Here is a 17,550-nt window from a genome sequence, read left to right as displayed (position 1 = left end):
ATAATAGATGAGAGAACGATTTCACTGTTCAATGTCAGACCCTACCGACAACTATAGCGATATGATTAGCCGACGGCACTTCGTGACGCTCACCGGCGCGTCGGGTGCCGCAGCCCTCGCCGGCTGTACCGACAGCAGCGGCGGTGGCGGTGGCGACGGAAGCGACGGGAGCGACGGAAGCGACGGGAGCGACGGCACCGGTGGATCGGGCGTCGTCGACACGACCCTCGTCGGGGCGACCAACAACGGGGTTCCGACGAACATGCACGTGAACCCGATGGCGACCCAGAACTACGACTGGATCGCCGGGAACCACCTCTTCGAGCGCTTCGCCGCGTACAACTTCACGACGCAGGAGTTCGAACTTGCGGGCCTCTCCGACTGGTCGTTCGACGGGACGACCGTGACGCTCACGCTGCGCGACGACCTCGCGTGGGACACCGGCGACGACGTGACGGCCGGCGACGTCATCACGCAGTTCAAGCTGATGCAGAAGACGGGCGCCACGCTCTGGGACTACGTCGAGAGCGTCGAGCAGGGCGACGACGACAAGACGGTCGTGTTGAACCTGAGCGATCCGACGAACCCGCAGATCATCAAACACACGCTGGCGAACGGCGACCTCCGGATTCACGCGTATCAGCCGGTTTACGAGAAGTTCCTCGATCAGGAGGCCTCGGCCGTCCAGCAGTTCAAGTGGGAAGAAGACATCCACGGCAACGGCCCGTTCTCGTTCGAGTCGAAAAGCGATCAGGGCTGGACGCTGCGCCGCAACGAGAACTTCCACGCCGCCGACAACGTCAATTACAACACGTACGAGCTGCTCACCCGCACCGACAACACCGCGCTCCAGCAGGGACTGCTGGGCGGTGAACTCGACGTCGTCTCCAGTCTGTTTACCCCGCCGACCATCGTCGCCAACTTCCCGGACCGCGTCGAGGAGGTTCAGCTCCCGGCCAAGTGGGGGTACGGCGCCATTTTCAACCACGACGACGAGGACTTCGGCAAACGGAAGGTTCGACAGGCTATCGCACACGTGATCAACCGCCAGCAGGTCGCCGACAACTCGGGGCCGCGGACGAAAACCCCCGCACCGAAGGTCACCGGCATCCCGCCGGAAGACCAGGAGACGTGGCTCGGCGACGACCTCGACAGCTTCGAGGGGTACGGTCCGAACGCGTCCAACACAGAGAAGGCCGCCTCGCTGCTCCGCGAGGCCGGCTACACCAAGTCCGACGGCACGTGGCAAGACGGCGACGGCAACGCGCTCGGCGGCAGCTACATCACCCCGGCCGGCTGGACCGACTGGACGACGGCGACCAACACGGTCGTCGACCAGCTCAACTCCTTCGGGTTCGACTTCGAGATCAACTCGCTCCCGCAGGGCGACTACTTCGGCGCCTACATCGAGTCCAACTTCACGATGGGCGCCTTCTACTGGCTTCCCGGCGGCGCCCGCTCGTCGTTCCCGTACTTCCCGCTGCGCTGGCAGATGAAGATCCCGGACATCGACGGCGGCCACAACTTCCCCGAGGGCGAACACACCGTCCCCGCGATGGACGGCTCCGGCGAGATGACGCTCGACCCCCTCGAAGAGATCACCTCGGTCGCAACGTCGCAGGACGAGGCGGCCGTCGAAGAGACGGTCAAGCGCGTCGCGTGGCACCACAACCAGAACATCCCGGTGTTGAGCCTCGTCGCCAAGGTCGACCAGTCGTGGCTCACCGACGCCGAGTGGAACGTCGCCGGCGAAGACGACCCCGCTCGCGGCGTCAAGTGGCCCTCGCACTGGCTCCCGAAGCAGGGCAAGCTGGGCGCAAAGCAGTAATCACACGAGCTCGAATACGCAATGGTCAACTACTACGTGCGGCGGACCGCCAGAGTGTTCGTCACGGTCTTCCTCGTAGCGTCGCTGACGTTCGGGCTAGTTCGGCTCCTGCCCGGCGGTCCGTTCACGCTGCTGCGCGCGCAACTGCTGCGACAGGGGGTGCCGGCCGACGAGGTCGACGCGAGAATCGCGAACCTCCAGAACATCCGGCCCAACGAACCGCTGTGGCAGCAGTACATCGACTACATGCTCGCGCTGTTCCAGGGCAACCTCGGCGAGTCCATCTCGCTCGGTGAGCCCGTGGTGGCGGTGATAGCCAAGGCCGCGCCGTGGACCGTGTTCGTCGTGCTCGTCTCGACGATTCTGGTCTTCGTCATCGGCATCTTCATCGGGTCGCTGCAGGCGTACTGGGAGGGGAGCCGCTTCGACCAGCTGGTCACCGGCGTCTCCATCTCGCTGATGTCGCTCCCGTTCTACGTCGTCGCGGTCATCGCGCTGTACATCTTCGCCTACCAGCTCGGGTGGCTCCCGACGGCGGGCACGGTCAGCAACAGCGTCGAACGCAGCCTCGGGGTGCCGTTCCTCGTCAGCGCGCTGAAACACAGCATCCTGCCCATCGTCTCGTACACGCTGGGCGCCGCCGGCGGTCAGGCGCTCGCGATGCGCGGGAACAGCATCCAGGTACTGGGCAACGACTACGTACAGGTGGCGCGGCTCCGCGGGCTCTCCGACCGCCGTATCGCGACGCGATACGTCGCGCGGAACGCCATCCTCCCGATGTACACGGGGTTCCTGCTCCTGCTCGGCTTCCGTCTCGGCGGGACCGTCATCTTAGAGCAGATCTTCTCGTACACCGGGCTCGGCTACTACATGATCACGGCGCTCAACGCCAACGACTACCCGCTGATGATGGGGACGTTCCTCGTCATCACCGTGGCGCTCGTCGTGGGCGTGTTCATCGCCGACCTGACGTACAGCCGGATCGACCCGCGGATCAGCGCAGGTGAGTCAGATGAAGCCTACTGAAACGGAAACGACGAGCGTCGACTGGCGAAGCGACAGCGGTTCGTCGGCCGACGTCACGCGGAAAGAGCGGCTCAAAGAGATCTACGAGGCCCAGATACGGACGCCCGCCGTGATCGCGTGGTCCGACTGGCGGACGCGCTTCGGGCTGTTGATCATCGGCGTGTACATCCTGATGGGGCTCGTCGCGGTCCTCGGACTGTGGCGAGAGCCGTCGACGAGCCAGGCGCCCCGCTACCTCACGCTGTTCGAGAACATGAACTACCCGCTGGGGACGACGGCCTCGGGGACCGACCTGATGGCGCTCATCATCCACTCGACGCCGAGCATCCTCATCATGATCACCGCGGGCGCGGTCTGGGCGACGGTCATCGCGGTCATCATCGGCACGGTCGCCGGGTACAAGGGCGGCAGCGTCGACCGCGGGCTCATGTCCTTCTCGGACCTCGTGATGGCGATTCCGGGGCTGCCGCTCGTCATCATCCTCGCGGTGACGCTCAATCCCGAGAACCCGGTTCTGTTGGGCGTCATCATCAACATTAGCTACTGGGCCGGCCTCGGTCGGTCGCTCCGGTCGCAGGTGCTCACGATCCGGGAGAACAACTACGTCGAAGCCTCTCGGACGATGGGTATCAGCACGCCGCGCATCATCATCAAAGACGTCATCCCGAACCTGATGCCGTACGTGACGGTCAACTTCGTGTTCGCCGCGCGCTACGTCATGTTCGCGTCGGTCGGGCTCTACTTCCTCGGCGTGTTGCCCTACTCGACGCAAAACTGGGGGGTGACGCTCAACTTCGCGTACAGCGGCGGGGCGCTCTTCTCGTTGGAGGCCGCCCACTGGCTCTTGGCCCCGATGGCCGCGATCATGGGGCTCTCGCTCGGACTCATCCTGCTCGGACAGGGGTTAGACCGCGTGTTCAACCCCCGCGTCCGGACGCGGATGGCCGGCGAGTCGAAATCGACGGCCGAAGACGACGAAGACACTGTGACGGAGGTGCTGTAAATGGCGCAGAACACGACAATGGACAGAGAGTACGGCGACCCGTCGACGGCGACCGATCCGATAATCGAGATGCGAAACGCCAAAGTCACCTACGACAACGGCGAGTCGTACGTCTTAGACGACGTGAGCGTCTCGATAGAGCGCAACGAGGTCGTCGGCGTCGTCGGCGAGAGCGGGAGCGGGAAGTCGATGCTCGCCTCGGCGATGCTCGACGCGATTCCCGACCCCGGACGGCTCTCCGGTGAGGTGCTGTATCACCGCCCGGACGGGACGACCATCGACGTCTTAGAGCTCAGCGACGAGGAGCTGCGACAGTTCCGCTGGGAGGAGGTCGCAATGGTGTTCCAGGGTGCGATGAGCTCGTTCAACCCGACGATGAAGATCGGGGGGCACTTCAAGGAGACGCTGAAGGCCCACGACGCCCACGTCACCGAGGGGTTAGAGTTCGCCCGCGAGCTGCTCTCAGACCTGTATCTCGACCCGGACCGGGTGCTCGACTCGTACCCGCACGAGCTTTCGGGCGGGATGACCCAGCGGGCGCTCATCGCCCTCTCGCTCGTCCTCGAACCGGACGTGCTCGTGATGGACGAGCCGACGGCCGCGCTCGACCTGTTGATGCAGCGGTCCATCTTGATGCTCCTCCAGGAGCTACAGGAGAAGTACGACCTGACGATGGTGTTCATCACGCACGACCTGCCGCTGGTGGCCGCGCTGGCCGACCGGATGGCGGTGATGTACGCCTTCGACCTCATCGAGGTCGCGCCGCGCGACCAGCTCATCGGCAACTCGGGGCACCCGTACACGCGTGCGTTGCTCAACTCCACGCCGAACCTCGACGCGCCGCTCGAAGAGATGCGCGCCATCGAGGGGCAGAGCCCGGCGCCGATCAACGTGCCCTCGGGCTGTTCGTACGCCCCGCGCTGTCCGCTCGCGACCGAGGAGTGCCGCGACGTCGACCCCGACTTCTACGACACCGGGGCGGGCCACAGCACGGCCTGTCACCGCTGGGAGGAGGCGCGCGAGTCGATCACGCTCAACTTCGAGGCGAAGGACCCGACGGCCACCGGCGCCGGCTCGGAGGGCGATCGATGAGCCACCCCGACACGCGCGAGGCGGCGGCCACCGCCCAAGACGAGGAGCCGCTCGTCTCGCTCGACAACGTCGAGGTCCACTTCGAGAAAGAACAGGGGGTCTTCGAGTTCTTCGAGGAGCCGGACGTCGTGAGAGCCGTCGACGGCATCTCGCTCGACATCGAGGAGAACGACGTGATCGCCCTCGTCGGCGAGAGCGGGTGCGGGAAGTCCACCCTCGGCAAGACGAGCATCGGCCTCCAGCGCCCCACCGGCGGCTCCGTCCGCTACCGGGGACAGGACATCTGGGAGGCCAAAGACGGGCGCGGTGACGTCGACATCCCGTTCGACGAGATCCGGTCGTCGCTCCAGATCATCCACCAGGATCCCGGTAGCTCGCTGAATCCGAACCAGAAGATAGTCGAGATCCTCTCGCAACCGATCAAGCTGACGCACCCGGAGGTCGGTCTCAGCGAGCGGCGAGAGCGGATCTTCTCGCTGCTCGAACGCGTCGGGATGAACCCGGCGTCCGACTTCGCCGACCGGTATCCGCACCAGCTCAGCGGCGGCGAGAAACAGCGGGTCGCGCTCTCTCGCGCCCTGTTGATGAACCCCGACCTGATCCTCGCGGACGAGGCCATCAGCGCGCTCGACGTCTCGTTGCGCGTGGAGATGATGGACCTCATGCTGGATCTACAGGAGGATTTCAACACCTCCTTCGTGTTCATCTCGCACGACCTCTCGAACGCGCGGTACTTCGCCGAGCACGGCGACGGGCGCATCGGCGTGATGTACCTCGGCGAGCTCGTGGAGGTCGGCCCGGCCGAGGACCTCATCGAGAATCCGGGCCACCCGTACACGAACGTCCTCCGGTGGGCGACGCCGGACCTCGCGCTCGACTCCGCCGGCGCGAGCGAACCGCCCATGCGGAAAATCGACATCCCCGACCCGGTCAACCCGCCGAGCGGCTGTCGGTTCCACACGCGCTGTCCGGAGGCGCGCGAGGCGTGCCAGGCGGCCGCACCAGCGCTGCGCGGGCCGGAGGGGGGCCACAAGAGCGCCTGCTTCCGCGGCGATCCGGACCACGAGTACTGGGACAGCCCGGTCCTCGAAGACTGAGGGCCGCAACGCCACCTTTTTTTCCGTCGTCGTCGAGAAATTCGTATGGGATCAGACACAGCGACGCTCGTCGTCACCGGCGCGCTCGGCGGGGCCGGCCGATGGGTCGTCGACCGACTCGCGGCGGAATCGTTCGACATCGTCGCCGTCGACCGCGAACTGCCGGTCGGGACGCCCCCGGACGGCGTGGACTTCCGCGCCGTCGACCTCGTCGACGCCGGCGAGACCACCGACCTCATGCTCTCCGTCGACCCGGACGCGGTCGTCCACCTCGCCGCGATCCCGGACCCCCTGAACCACGCCGGGGAACGCGTCTACCGGAACAACGTGCTCAGCACGTACAACGTGTTGAACGCGGCCGGTCGGGTCGGCGCCGACGTGACGTGGACCTCCAGCGAGTCGGCCTACGGCTTCCCGTTCGCCGAGGAGGTACGGGCCCCGGACGCCCTGCCGGTCGAGGAGACGCATCCGCTCCGTCCCGCGGACCCGTACGGGCTCTCGAAGGTCACCGGGGAGGAGACCGCGAAGGCCGTCGTCCGGCGCGACGGCATCTCCGTCGTCTCGATCCGCCCGTCGTGGGTCCAGTACCCCGGCGAGTACTTCGTCACCGACCTCCGGGAGTCGTTCGACCTCGCGGCGCTGCGGGCGGACCCCGAGGGCGCGGTCGGCGGCGGCCCCGGCAACTACTGGTCGTACGTCGACGTTCGCGACCTCGCCGACCAGATCGCGAGGACCCTCGAAGTCGACATCGACGGCCACGAGGCCGTCCACTGTCACGCGGCGGAGAACTACCTCGGCGAGGACACGGCCGACCTGTTCGCGGCGCTTCTGGGGTCGGTCCCCGAACCGTGTTCGCTGTCGGGCGACGACGCCGCGTTCTCGATGGCGAAGTCGGCGGCGCTGCTCGACTGGGCGCCGAGCCACAGTTGGCGGAGCGAGTCGGCCGTCGACGGCCCCGACTTCGACGCGCCCTGACCGCGAGGTCGGTGGCTTTTTGCCGGCCGCCACGCGAGTCTTGCGTATGGAGTACACGACCTTAGGAGCGACCGGAACGGAAGTGAGTCGCATCGGTCTCGGCTGCATGAGTTTCGGCGACGAGGAGCCGTGGATGCTCGACGAGGCGGACTCCCGCGAGATCATCGACCGGGCGGTCGAGTTGGGGATCAACTTTTTCGATACGGCGAACGCGTACTCCGCCGGCGACAGCGAGGAGATCCTCGGCCGGGCGCTCGACGAGCGCGACCGGGCCGAGCAGGCCGTCGCCACGAAGGTGTTTTTCCCCGTCGAGGAGGGACCGAACCGAAGCGGGCTCTCGCGGAAGGCCATCGAACAGGAACTGGCCGACTCGCTGGACCGCCTCGGGATGGACGCCGTCGACCTCCTGCAGATCCACCGCTGGGACGACGAAACCCCGATCGAGGAGACGCTTCGGACGCTCGACGACGCGGTCCGTCGCGGCGAGGTCCGCAACATCGGCGCCTCCTCGATGTGGGCACACCAGCTCGCGCGGGCACAGGAGACGGCGCGCGCGAACGGGCTCGAACAGTTCGCGACGATGCAGAACCACTACCACCTGGCCTACCGCGAGGAGGAACGAGAGATGCTCCCGCTCTGTGAGAAGGAGAACATCGGCGTCATCCCGTGGGGGCCGCTCGGCCAGGGGTACCTCACCCGGCCGCTCGACGACCTGCAGTCGACCACCCGCGGCGACCCCGAGAACCACCACAACCCGACGCCCGAGTACGGCGCGGGCGGCGGGCGCGAGGTCAACGAGCGCCTCCAGGAACTGGCCGCCGACTACGGCGTCTCGATGGCCCAGTTGTCGCTGGCGTGGCTCCTCCACAAAGACTGGGTGACCGCGCCCATCGTCGGCACCACGAGCGTCGAACACCTCGAAGAGGCGGCCGAGGCGGTCGAAATCGACATCTCCGACTCCGACATGGCGTACCTCGAAGCGCCGTACGAGCCGCAGCCGATCATCGGACACGAGTAGGGGAGGTCGCCGCGCCGCCCGCCGCCCGCTTCGTCCGCTTACTCGTCGGTCGGTGACGGGGTGAGCCGACCCGACTCCACCATCGCCTCCAGCGGGTGGTCCGGCACGTCGACCGGAAAGTCGACGCGGCCGGTCCGCCGGACCGACTCGTACCCGCCGAAGATGACCTCCGTCGTGTTGAGCCCGGTCCGGCCGCTGATGGTCGGCTCGCGGCCCGCTTCGAGCGCGTCGACGACCTCGGTGGCCGCCCGGTCGTGGAACGCCGACCCGTATCGGTCCCCCTCGTCGCCGGTCGCGTGCATCGTCTCGCCGTCGACGTCGACGGTCCGGCGCTCGCCGCCGTGGCTGACCGCGAGCATCGGGCCGTCGTCGACGTCGATTCGGATCTCCCCGCCGGTGCCGCGAAGGACGAACGAGGCGTCGGCGATGTCGCTGCCCTCGCCGCCGGAGAGGACGCCGTAGACGCCGTTCTCGTATCGCCACTGCGCCCACATCTGGTTCTCCTGATGCGTGCCGAACCGCACGTCCTCGTCGCCGTACTCCAGTGCGGCCAGCACCCACTCGGCGCCCCGGTCGTCGTTGAACATCCCGGCCAGATCGATCGTGTGAGCGCCCGTGTCGTAGAAGTCGCCCCACGTAATCTCGACTCGTCGCAGGTCGCCTATCTCCCCCTCGTCGAGCAGTCGCTTGGCCTCCACGAACGGCTTCCCGAACCGCCGCTGTCGGTTGAACGTGAGCTGTACGTCGCGCCGCCAGCACTCCTGGACCATCGACTGAGCGTCGGTCCACGAGGTGGCCATCGGCTTCTCGCAGTGGATCGCGGTCACCGCGCCGCTCCGGGCGCAGTCGACCACCACGTCGTGGTGCACCGCCGGGGGTACCGCGACGGTGACGATGTCGGGAGCAAGCCCGGCGAGCAGCGCTTCGGCCGACTCGTAGACGGCCCCGTCCGGGAGTTCGAACGCGTCCGCGAACGCAGCGCCGTTTTCCGGGACGATGTCGGCGACGCCGACGAGTTCGCATCGGGGGTCGCTCTCGAACGCCTCCGCGTGTCGATACCCCATCGCGTACCCGTCGACGGACGGGTTCTCCGGGTCCGGTCCAGCGCCGATGACGGCAACGGTGTGTGTCGTCACGAGTTACGAATACCCATGATAAACCGGGGCAAAGTCCTTTCGAACGGGGAATGCCATACAGATATACCGCGGGCGTCCGTCGGCGTGGCATATGCAGGTACTCATCGTCGGCGGGACGGGGCTCATCAGCACGGCAATCACCCGACAGGCGGTCGCGGCCGGCCACGACGTGACGGTGTTCACCCGCGGCGAGACCGAGGCCGACCTCCCGGCGTCGGTCGACCGCCTGACGGGAGACCGCACGGACCGCGCCGCGCTGGAGCGCGCTCGCGACGAACTCGCGCTCGGCTGTGTGATCGACATGGTCGGGTTCGACCCCGCGGACGTCGAGACGGCCATCGACGTGTTCGCCGGCCGCGTCGACCAGTACGTCTTCTGTAGCACAGTCGACGTCTACCACCGGCCGGTCGCGACGATGCCGATCCGCGAGCGCGCCGCCCGCGCCCCCCCGGTGAGCGAGTACGGCGCGGAGAAGGCGGCCTGCGAGGACCGACTGTTCGAGGCCGCCCGGACGCGCGGCTTCCCGGCGACGATCATCCGCCCGTGGCACACCTACGGCGGCAGCGGGGGGCTCATCGACACGCTCTCCACCGAGACGTACGTCGACCGGCTCAGGAAGGGGAAGCCGATCGTGGTTCACGGTGACGGCACCTCGGTGTGGGGGCCGTGCCATCGCGACGATGTCGCCGGCGCGTTCGTCGCGGCGGTCGGCAATCAGGAGGCCGTCGGCGAGGCCTACCACGTGACGGCGACCGAGCCGATGACCTGGAACCAGTACCATCGGCGCGCCGCGAGGGCGCTGGACGCGCCGGAGCCGGACCTCGTCCACGTCCCCACCGACGCGCTCCGCGAGGCGCTTCCCGACCGGACGGCGCCGCTCGCCGACCACTTCCAGTTTTCGACGGTGTTCGACACGACGAAGGCCGAACGCGACCTCGGCTACCGACAGACCGTCTCTTGGGAAGAAGGGGTGTCCCGGACCGTCGCGCGGCTCGAGGCCGACGACGCGGTCACGGCGTGGGACGCGGACCCCGAGTACGACGCGGTCGTCTCGGCGTGGCGGGACGCGACGGCGGCGTTCGTCGACGACCTCGCCTGAGCGGCGGTTCGCCGACCGCCCGCTACCGCGGACGGCGACCAGTCGGATGAATTATGGTCCGGTGGGCTGATCGTCAGCTATGACGCAATTCGGCTTCCAGCTTTACAGTTTACGCGACGTCGACGACTCCCTCCCGGCGGTCCTCGACCGTGTCGGCGCCACGCCGTTTGCCGGCGTCGAGTTCGCCGGCCTCGACGACGCCGACCCGGCCGCGCTCGCGACGACGCTCGCGGACGCCGACCTGTCGTGTGCCGGGATGCACGTCGGCCTCGACGCCATCGAGGCCGACCCAGAGGGGGTCGCGGCGACCGCCCGCGAACTCGGCTGTCGCGACGTGGTGGTCCCGTGGCTCGACCCCGAACACTTCGCGTCGGTCACCGCGGTCGAGGCGGCCGCCGACCGACTCACCGCCGCGGCCGACGCGCTCGCGTCCCACGACATCCGCGTTCACTACCACAACCACGATCAGGAGTTCGTTGAACTCGACGGGCGACCCGCGCTGACACACCTCATCGAGGCGGCCGACGGCGTCGGCTTGGAACTGGACGTAGGGTGGGCCGGTGCGGCCGGCCAGGACCCGCTCGCGTACCTCTCGGCGCACGCGGACCGCATCTCGCTCGTCCATCTCAAAGACTACGACGCTGCGAGCGGCGAGACCGTCACCGTCGGTACCGGCGACCTCCCGTTGGCGCGAACCGTCGACGCGGTCTCCGAACACGGCGTCGAGTGGCTCATCTACGAGGCCGAAGACGGCGCCGACTCGTACGAGACGCTCGAACACGCGGCCGCCGTCGTCGACGACCACGCCTGACTCGGCGACTCCGGCTCGCGTCGGCTCCCGCCGCTCACTCCGCCAGTTTCGTCGTCGTGAAGCCGTCGAAGCCGAGAATGACCTGCTGTGCGGTGTCGCCGAAGACGGCCTTCCCGGTCGGCGACCGAGCGTTGCCGACGACGAACACGTGGTCGCAGCCGTACTCGTCGGCCGTCTCCAGTATCTGTTCGGCCTGGGCCGTCTCGGAGCCCACGCCGACGATTATCCGCACGTCGAGGTCCGCCTCGCCCGCCACGGACTCGACGAACGCCTGCGCGTCCTCGGCGGCTCCCTCGACGATAGTCGAGTGGTCGTACTCGACGTTCTCGATCCGCCCGACCGCCTCTAGGGTCTGTACGTCCTCCTCGTACTGGTCGTCGTCTAAGTGCCACAAGACCGCGAGGTCACCGTCGCTGCCCGCGGCACAACTCACCGCCTCGGCGAGCAGGTCACGATGTGCAGCCGACTCTCTGAGGCTCACGAGCCCACGTTCCATACTCGATGCAACTCCCTTCTGGATATAAAAATTACCGGCGCAGTCGGCGGCTCACGGCTGCCCGGTTTCGTCGGTGACCGAGACGTTAATGCCCGTCCGGGCAGAGCCACAGGTATGTCTCTCAGAGAGTCGTTCCTCGACGTGGTCTGCGAGCAGCGAAACCAGCTGCCGCTCATGCTGGCCGTCGTCATCGTGATGGGGGTCCTCCTCGGCTTCTCGCTTCTGTTCCTCGAACCCGGCACCGCCGCCTACGTCATCGCGCTGATCGACGCGATCTTGGTCGTCGGTGCGCTCGTCGTCTTCGGCGGCGCGTACTGGCTCTGCACGCGCCGAGCGATGTAAACTACCGCCGGTCGTCAGGCTCGCAGAAACGCCGCCGTCTCCTCGGCGAACGCCGCGATCTCGTCGTCTTCGTCGGTCGCGGCGACCGCTTCGAGCGCCTCGACGTACCCCTCGTCGCCGATGACCCCGAGCAGCCGGATCGCTCGCGCTCTGACGACGCTCGCGTCGGCGTCGAGCGCCGACACCGCGGTTTCTGCGACGGGCCGAACGGTCTCCGGCGACTCCTGTGCTCCCGCGTGGAGGGCGTCAAGCGCCGCCCCGCGAACGATCTCGTCGTCGGTGGCCGCTAACTCCCCGAGCGTCTCGACGTGGTCGCCGACGACGGCGGGCCGCTCCTCGGCGACGGCGACGACGACGTTCGACAGGAGTTGCCGAGCCCGGCGCCCGTACTCGCGTCCCTCCCGGTCGCGCTGTTGGATCGCCTCCTTCGTCTCTCGGTTCGCGGCGTGAGCGCCGAACGAGTCGGTGTCGGCCGTCGCTCGCGGCTCGCCGAGACGGTCGAGGAGGTCGCCGACGACCGGGGCGCAGTCCGCCGGTCGCGACCGGGCGACGCCGGCCAGGAGTTCGGCGCCCGCCAGTCGAAGGTCGGGGAGGGGAGCCCCCGTGAGCAGGGCGATGTCGTCGACAATATCGGCGAGCGCGCTCGCGTCGTCGTCGACGAGCGACTGGAGTGCGGAGGCGGCGGTCTGGACGACGCCCGCGTTGTCGTCGTGCAACGCGGCGCCGAGCGCCTCGACGAACGGTCGGATCTCGGCCGGGTCGTCCTCGGCGAGCGCCACGCAGACGTGTGCGCCCCGCTGCCGGACCAACGAGCGCTCCGATTCGAGCGCTGCACGGATCTCGTCCGTCGGTATCGTCTCGGGGGCCACGTCGTCGAGTACCACCGATTCGAGCGGTGAGTCGCTGCCGGGCATACGCCCCTGCTTCCGTATCGGAGATGAAATACGTACCGGTCATCGAGGCGTCGCCCCCTCGAACCCCGCGGCCTCGACCGGAACCGCTCCCGCGTCGCGACGGTGGCACACGGGCGCGCTGTTGGCGGTGTGCGCGTCGTCGGCCGCTATTTATATAGATAATTACCATATTTATTTTCTACTTTTAAATACTGAAAACACAACACGTAGCGGCGGTGTAATCATACGAAATCTGTTGTGTACGTGGTGTTGTACAATATTTCAAACTGGTCGCGTAAAACGCGTCAGCAAGACCCGGTGTCGAACGGTCGCCCGCTCAGGTCATAACAACTGTACGGGTGTTATGGGCTTAGATCTCGGTCACTCGTTCGTACCCGTCGTCGAGCGCGGCGGCGTCCTCGGGAAGCAGCGCGACGAGCAGGTACCCGGCGTAGTCGTCGAGGTAGTCGACGAGCGCGGCGATCCGCTCGGAGTCGATGGCTTCCAGCGAGTCGAGTAGGACGAACGGCACCGTCTCGTACACGTCGTGGGCGAGGTAGCCGGCGAGCGCGAAGATCAGTCCCGTCACTTCGCGCTCGCTCTCCGAGAGGTGATCGACCGTGTCCTCGTAGGCGGCACCCGACGCCGACGTGCGGACGACGTGGAGCTCGAACGCGTTCTCCGTGACCGTTCGCCGCCCGTCTCGCACGTCTCGCTGGACCCGCTCGATCCAGATCCGCTCTAAGTTCGCGTAGTCGAGGATCTGTAACACGCTGTCCATGTGCTCGTTGAACTCGTCTATCGCGGTCTGTTCGATGCGTTCGATCTTCGTCCGGAGCGACGCTATCTCGTCTGCGACCGCCTCGCGCTGACGTTCGATGTCGTCCTGCTCTGCGATCCGGGACTCTATCTGGCGGACGTTCTCGTCGACGCGCTCGAACTCGGTCTCTAAGGCTCCGAGTTCGTACTCGAGTTCGTTCGCCTCCGTGTGTAACTCGAGTACCGCGCCGTACTCGTCGCGCTCGCGCGCGTCCACGTCGGCCTGGAGCGATTCGATCTCCTCGGTCAGTCGCGCGCGGCGCTCCCGGAGCGTCGCGATCCGCTCTTCGGCCTGCTCCTGTTCGCGTGCCACCGTCTCCAAGCGCTCTTCGAGGCGGTCGCGCTCGCGTTTCGCCTCCTCGTACTCCGCCTTCTCCTCGCGGACCGACTCGATCTCGGCTTCGAGTTCGTTCGCCCGACTCACCGTCTCCTGGCTGCGGTCTCGCAACTGCGCGAGGGTGGCCTCGATCTGGGCCTCGTCGACGCTGCTGCCACAGGTCCAACAGGTCACCGCGTCGTCGCCGAGCAGCCGCCCGGTCACGTCGTCGGCGTCCGCGCCCTCGTTCGCGCCGGCCACCCCCTCGAACGCGCCCGTTCCGGTCTCGTCGAGCATCTCTTCGTTGAAACTGATAACGCTCTGCAGTTCGTTCACCTCGCTTTCGACGCGCTGGTGCTCCTTGCGGAGGCGGCGGATCTCGGCGTCGCGTTCGTCGACGGCCCCCTCGGGCACGTCGGGGAGGTCGGCCAGCGTCGCTTCGAGTTCCCGCTGGTCGCGAGCGGTCGCTTCCAGGCTCTCCTGTTCCGTCTCCAGTTCGTACCGGACATCGTCGAGCGTCGACCGCTTCGACCGGAGCCGTTCGAGCGTCTCGTCGAGCGCGGACGTCTCCTCGCGGCTCTCGTCGATGTCCGCGTCGGCGGCCGCGAGCTCCGCCTCCGTCGCTTCGAGGTCCTGTTTCGTCGCTTCGATCTGCGATTTCAGGTCCTTCCGTTCCGCTTCGAGCGCTGGGAGTTTCCCCTTCAGTTCGTCGAGTTCGTCGAGCTCCGACTGGAGGCCGTCCCGCTTCTCGACGAGCCGATCGATCTCGGCCTGAATCTCGTCGGTGTCGACGGGCCGCATGATGAGCTCCCTGAGGTCGGCGTCGACGGCCACGGCGCGGCGCGCCTCGTTCGATTCGAGCAGGAACGCGAACAGGTCCGCCACGTCGGGGTCGTCGAGATACGGGTCGCCGGCGGTCACGACGCCGCCCGCCTCTCGGCTGAGCCGCCGCGTGTACGTCTCGTCGCCGAGCGTGAGTTCGACCGCGGCCTCGTCGGCGTCGCCCCTGATCGAGGCGTTTCTGCTGCCGAGAACGGCCATCACCGCCTGGAGGAAGGAGGTTCGATTCGTGGCGTTTCGCCCGACGAGCAGCGTGACGCCGGGCGAAAACTCGACCGTCGTCTCCCGAATCCCGCCGACGTTCGTCGCTTGGAGCGTGGCGTGATCGCTTACCGGCTGTCCGAGTTCCATTGCACGAACGTGTTCTCGGTAAGGAAATAAGTCTTGAGGTGCCGCCGTTTTCGGTCGGTACCGCCCCTGCCTGACTCCCCCGCTGTCACCGCTTTGATCGCTGTCACTACCGTGCCCGTCGCGGCCGACGCGGGGTCACTCGCCGCAGTCACACCCTCCGCGTTCGAGCAGCGTCTCGACGTCGTACCGCGCGCCGCAGTCCTCACAGAGGACGTTGATCTCCGCGAACACGCGAAACTCGCCGAGCGTGACGTGGTCGCCGGTCCGCAGCTGTTCGAGTCGGCCTTCGGTGACCGTCTTGGTCCGCCCGCGCAGTCGCTGGATGTTCTCGCGTTCGACGACCGTCCGCGGCCGGTCGTCGGTGGCGTGTTCGGCCCCCCGGTGGCCTTTTAAATACGTTCGCACGGCTTGGTAGGTCACGAAGTCGTCTAACACCGCCTCGACGTCGACGCCCTCGCGTTCGAGCCGCCGGCGAGTCCGCGTCTCGTCGGCGCTCCCGACGTCGTCGTCCGTCAGCAGTCGGTAGGTGTTCTCCACCGCGCCGGCGAGTGGCTGCATCCCCGCGTCGGTCATCTTCGCTTCGAGCAGCCGGCGGTTGAAGTGGTCGGCGAGCGCGCGCAGGCTCAGCCTGTCGTCGCCGTCCGCGGTCCACCGGCGCTCCATCTCGGAACCGAGCCCCGTGAGCCCGTACTCGTCTATCAGCCGGGCCACCTTCGTCCGGCGACCGCCACCGCCGTCGCTCGCATCGCCTGTATCGGCCATGCGTTACGCACGGCCACCGGCATCAATAGTCTTCTGGGGCCGACCGGCGGACTCGCCTGCGGGCACCGTCGCTGTCAGACGGCGCTCCCATGATTAGCAAACTACTATTGCGTAGTTATATACTTGAATTTGATATGTACGCCAAAACCCGAGTTTGTCGGCTGCATCGAGACGTTGTACACCGATCGGTTGGAATCGCCGTGTTCTCCGTACTGGACTGGCGTTAAACTGAATTAAATGCAGTTTAAAAGCAATTAAAAAGCATACCGTGAGTTTCACGCGCCGTCACCGATCTCTACATATCCGTCATCGGTCCACGCGTCGATCGCTCACTCCCCGAGTCGGCCGCGAACGATTCGATCGAATATTCTCCCGTCTTAGCCGCCGTATTGCCACTGTACGGTTCTCCGTGGAGGCACTCACGTCTTCTCTCCTCTTTGCGGACTCGCGTCTGCGATCTACTCTCGAAATCGTTTCAACTATCTGTATTACTACTGCTCTTATATTGTTTCTTATGTATTTATTCGGCGCCTGATCTCGGTTCACCGATCGGATCATACGCTCCTCGGTCGGTCGCTGATCGACCGCAGCGTGTGGACTGCGCGGGTTACTGGAGCGCTCGCGCGACGACCGACTGGGCGACGACGACCGTGACGGTGACGACCGCCAATCTCGCTACGACGCCGAGATCGGTGAACGTCCGCACGGCGACGAGGACCACGAGCGCTAGTGCGGCGGTGGCGACGAGCGTCGACTTCTCGCGGGCGTTCATGGCGTGACTCGCACGAGTCGGCAGAAATAGCTCCCGGAACGCCGGCCGCCTAGGCGGGGAGTCGCGCTCCGAACGCCGCGGTGGCGCTCGACCGATAGCCCGCCGCCGCTACAGCGACTGTCTGAGGAGTTCGACGTAGATCACGGCGTTGTACATGCCGTGTGCGAGGCCGGGGACGAGCACGTTGTCCGTGTGCTCGTACAGCAGCCCGAGGACCGCGCCGAGCACGACGGCGACGGCGACGTACGCCCACCGCTCGCCCGGCGTCCCGGAGACCGCGACCAGGTGGACTAATCCGAACATCGCGCTCGCCATCAGGATCGACGGGACGGCGTTGAACGCCCGGCGGAGGCCGCCCTGGACGACCCCGCGGAACAGCGCCTCCTCGACCGGGCCGACCACGAGCAGCGACACGGCGACCATGAGCGCGTAGTAGGTCACCGGGTTGCCGTCGGGCACGACGGCTTGGTTCTGCCCGGTCGTGAGCCCGAGTTCGCCTAACACCACGAGCGCGCCGTACTGGAACGCGAACAGGCCGAGCCCGCCGACGAAGATTAGCGCCGCGTCGCGGGGGGTCGGTCGAGCGATCCGAACGAGGTTCCGCTGGTCGGAGATGGCCAGGTAGCCGACGATAGCGACCAGGAACCAGCCGAACTGCAGCAGGGTCTGTAGCACTTGCAGCCCGGTCGTCCCCTCGCTCACGAGGCCGAGCGACGTCGCTGCCCTGGCGGTCGGCAGAGTCAGCGCGCTCGCGACGAACAGCGCGAAAACGACCGCGAACGCCGCGCTCGTCACGCGGAGGATCTTGTTCACCGGTTCGGGGGGCGTCTCGCTCATCGTCGGCCGTACGGCTCGCGGGGGTTTATCGCCACCG

At 66.9% G+C, this 17,550-nt stretch carries 17 protein-coding genes; 10 read left to right on the top strand and 7 right to left on the bottom strand.

Annotated features, from left to right (window positions below):
* Nucleotides 1-61 precede the first annotated feature (61 nt).
* Genes DOS48_RS25580 through DOS48_RS25550 form a run of 7 tightly spaced genes read left to right on the top strand, consistent with a single transcriptional unit; the run spans nucleotide 62 to nucleotide 8,039 of the window.
* Nucleotides 62-1,828 (top strand): ABC transporter substrate-binding protein, encoded by a 1,767-nt coding sequence (locus tag DOS48_RS25580; protein WP_127118417.1) that lies wholly within the window; start codon nucleotides 62-64, stop codon nucleotides 1,826-1,828.
* A gap of 21 nt (nucleotides 1,829-1,849) precedes the next feature.
* Complete coding sequence (locus DOS48_RS25575; protein ID WP_127118416.1) at nucleotides 1,850-2,854, top strand: ABC transporter permease; 1,005 nt, start codon at nucleotides 1,850-1,852, stop codon at nucleotides 2,852-2,854.
* Entirely contained in the window at nucleotides 2,841-3,857 is a 1,017-nt protein-coding gene (locus DOS48_RS25570; protein WP_127118415.1) for an ABC transporter permease, read from the top strand. The genes DOS48_RS25575 and DOS48_RS25570 overlap by 14 nt, the downstream gene beginning before the upstream one ends.
* Nucleotides 3,858-4,949, top strand: coding sequence for an ABC transporter ATP-binding protein (locus tag DOS48_RS25565; protein WP_127118414.1), 1,092 nt, complete (start codon nucleotides 3,858-3,860; stop codon nucleotides 4,947-4,949).
* Nucleotides 4,946-6,046, top strand: coding sequence for an oligopeptide/dipeptide ABC transporter ATP-binding protein (locus DOS48_RS25560; protein WP_127118413.1), 1,101 nt, complete (start codon nucleotides 4,946-4,948; stop codon nucleotides 6,044-6,046). Before DOS48_RS25565 ends, DOS48_RS25560 begins: the two co-directional genes overlap by 4 nt.
* 45 nt (nucleotides 6,047-6,091) lie before the next feature.
* The gene (locus DOS48_RS25555) at nucleotides 6,092-7,021 is read left to right on the top strand and encodes an NAD(P)-dependent oxidoreductase (RefSeq protein WP_127118412.1); all 930 of its coding nucleotides are present in this window, start codon (nucleotides 6,092-6,094) and stop codon (nucleotides 7,019-7,021) included.
* 46 nt (nucleotides 7,022-7,067) lie between these two features.
* Nucleotides 7,068-8,039 carry an aldo/keto reductase gene (locus DOS48_RS25550; protein WP_127118411.1) on the top strand — a complete coding sequence of 324 codons (972 nt, stop codon included), beginning with the start codon at nucleotides 7,068-7,070 and terminating at the stop codon, nucleotides 8,037-8,039.
* Nucleotides 8,040-8,077: 38 nt separating this feature from the next.
* Here the strand turns inward: DOS48_RS25550 and DOS48_RS25545 are convergent, their stop codons facing one another.
* Nucleotides 8,078-9,175, bottom strand: coding sequence for a Gfo/Idh/MocA family protein (locus DOS48_RS25545; protein ID WP_244629342.1), 1,098 nt, complete (start codon nucleotides 9,173-9,175; stop codon nucleotides 8,078-8,080).
* A gap of 91 nt (nucleotides 9,176-9,266) precedes the next feature.
* Between DOS48_RS25545 and DOS48_RS25540 the strand changes: the two genes are divergently transcribed.
* Together DOS48_RS25540 and DOS48_RS25535 are read left to right on the top strand one after the other, a co-directional pair.
* Complete coding sequence (locus tag DOS48_RS25540; RefSeq protein WP_127118410.1) at nucleotides 9,267-10,274, top strand: NAD-dependent epimerase/dehydratase family protein; 1,008 nt, start codon at nucleotides 9,267-9,269, stop codon at nucleotides 10,272-10,274.
* A gap of 79 nt (nucleotides 10,275-10,353) precedes the next feature.
* Nucleotides 10,354-11,085 (top strand): sugar phosphate isomerase/epimerase, encoded by a 732-nt coding sequence (locus DOS48_RS25535; protein ID WP_127118409.1) that lies wholly within the window; start codon nucleotides 10,354-10,356, stop codon nucleotides 11,083-11,085.
* A gap of 34 nt (nucleotides 11,086-11,119) precedes the next feature.
* Here the strand turns inward: DOS48_RS25535 and DOS48_RS25530 are convergent, their stop codons facing one another.
* Complete coding sequence (locus DOS48_RS25530) at nucleotides 11,120-11,581, bottom strand: universal stress protein (RefSeq protein WP_127118408.1); 462 nt, start codon at nucleotides 11,579-11,581, stop codon at nucleotides 11,120-11,122.
* Between the two features lie 114 nt (nucleotides 11,582-11,695).
* Between DOS48_RS25530 and DOS48_RS25525 the strand changes: the two genes are divergently transcribed.
* Nucleotides 11,696-11,923: a hypothetical protein gene (locus DOS48_RS25525; protein WP_127118407.1), complete on the top strand. Its 228-nt coding sequence runs from the start codon at nucleotides 11,696-11,698 to the stop codon at nucleotides 11,921-11,923.
* 14 nt (nucleotides 11,924-11,937) lie between these two features.
* On the opposite strand, the gene DOS48_RS25520 is transcribed toward DOS48_RS25525, so the two are convergent.
* From DOS48_RS25520 to DOS48_RS25500, 5 genes are all read right to left on the bottom strand, one after another.
* Complete coding sequence (locus tag DOS48_RS25520; RefSeq protein ID WP_127118406.1) at nucleotides 11,938-12,837, bottom strand: hypothetical protein; 900 nt, start codon at nucleotides 12,835-12,837, stop codon at nucleotides 11,938-11,940.
* A 349-nt stretch (nucleotides 12,838-13,186) separates the two neighbouring features.
* Entirely contained in the window at nucleotides 13,187-15,142 is a 1,956-nt protein-coding gene (locus DOS48_RS25515) for an archaea-specific SMC-related protein (RefSeq protein ID WP_127118405.1), read from the bottom strand.
* Between the two features lie 135 nt (nucleotides 15,143-15,277).
* A complete protein-coding gene (gene rdfA, locus DOS48_RS25510; RefSeq protein ID WP_127118404.1) occupies nucleotides 15,278-15,904 on the bottom strand; it encodes a rod-determining factor RdfA in 627 nt (208 codons plus the stop codon).
* Nucleotides 15,905-16,511: 607 nt separating this feature from the next.
* A complete protein-coding gene (locus DOS48_RS25505; protein ID WP_158283847.1) occupies nucleotides 16,512-16,676 on the bottom strand; it encodes a hypothetical protein in 165 nt (54 codons plus the stop codon).
* Nucleotides 16,677-16,784: 108 nt separating this feature from the next.
* Nucleotides 16,785-17,513 carry a CPBP family intramembrane glutamic endopeptidase gene (locus DOS48_RS25500; RefSeq protein ID WP_127118403.1) on the bottom strand — a complete coding sequence of 243 codons (729 nt, stop codon included), beginning with the start codon at nucleotides 17,511-17,513 and terminating at the stop codon, nucleotides 16,785-16,787.
* Nucleotides 17,514-17,550: the final 37 nt, after the last annotated feature.

It is taken from the genome of Halorubrum sp. PV6 (genome assembly GCF_003990725.2).
Classification (GTDB): Archaea; Halobacteriota; Halobacteria; order Halobacteriales; family Haloferacaceae; genus Halorubrum.
This window is presented reverse-complemented; position numbering and strand designations above follow the sequence as displayed.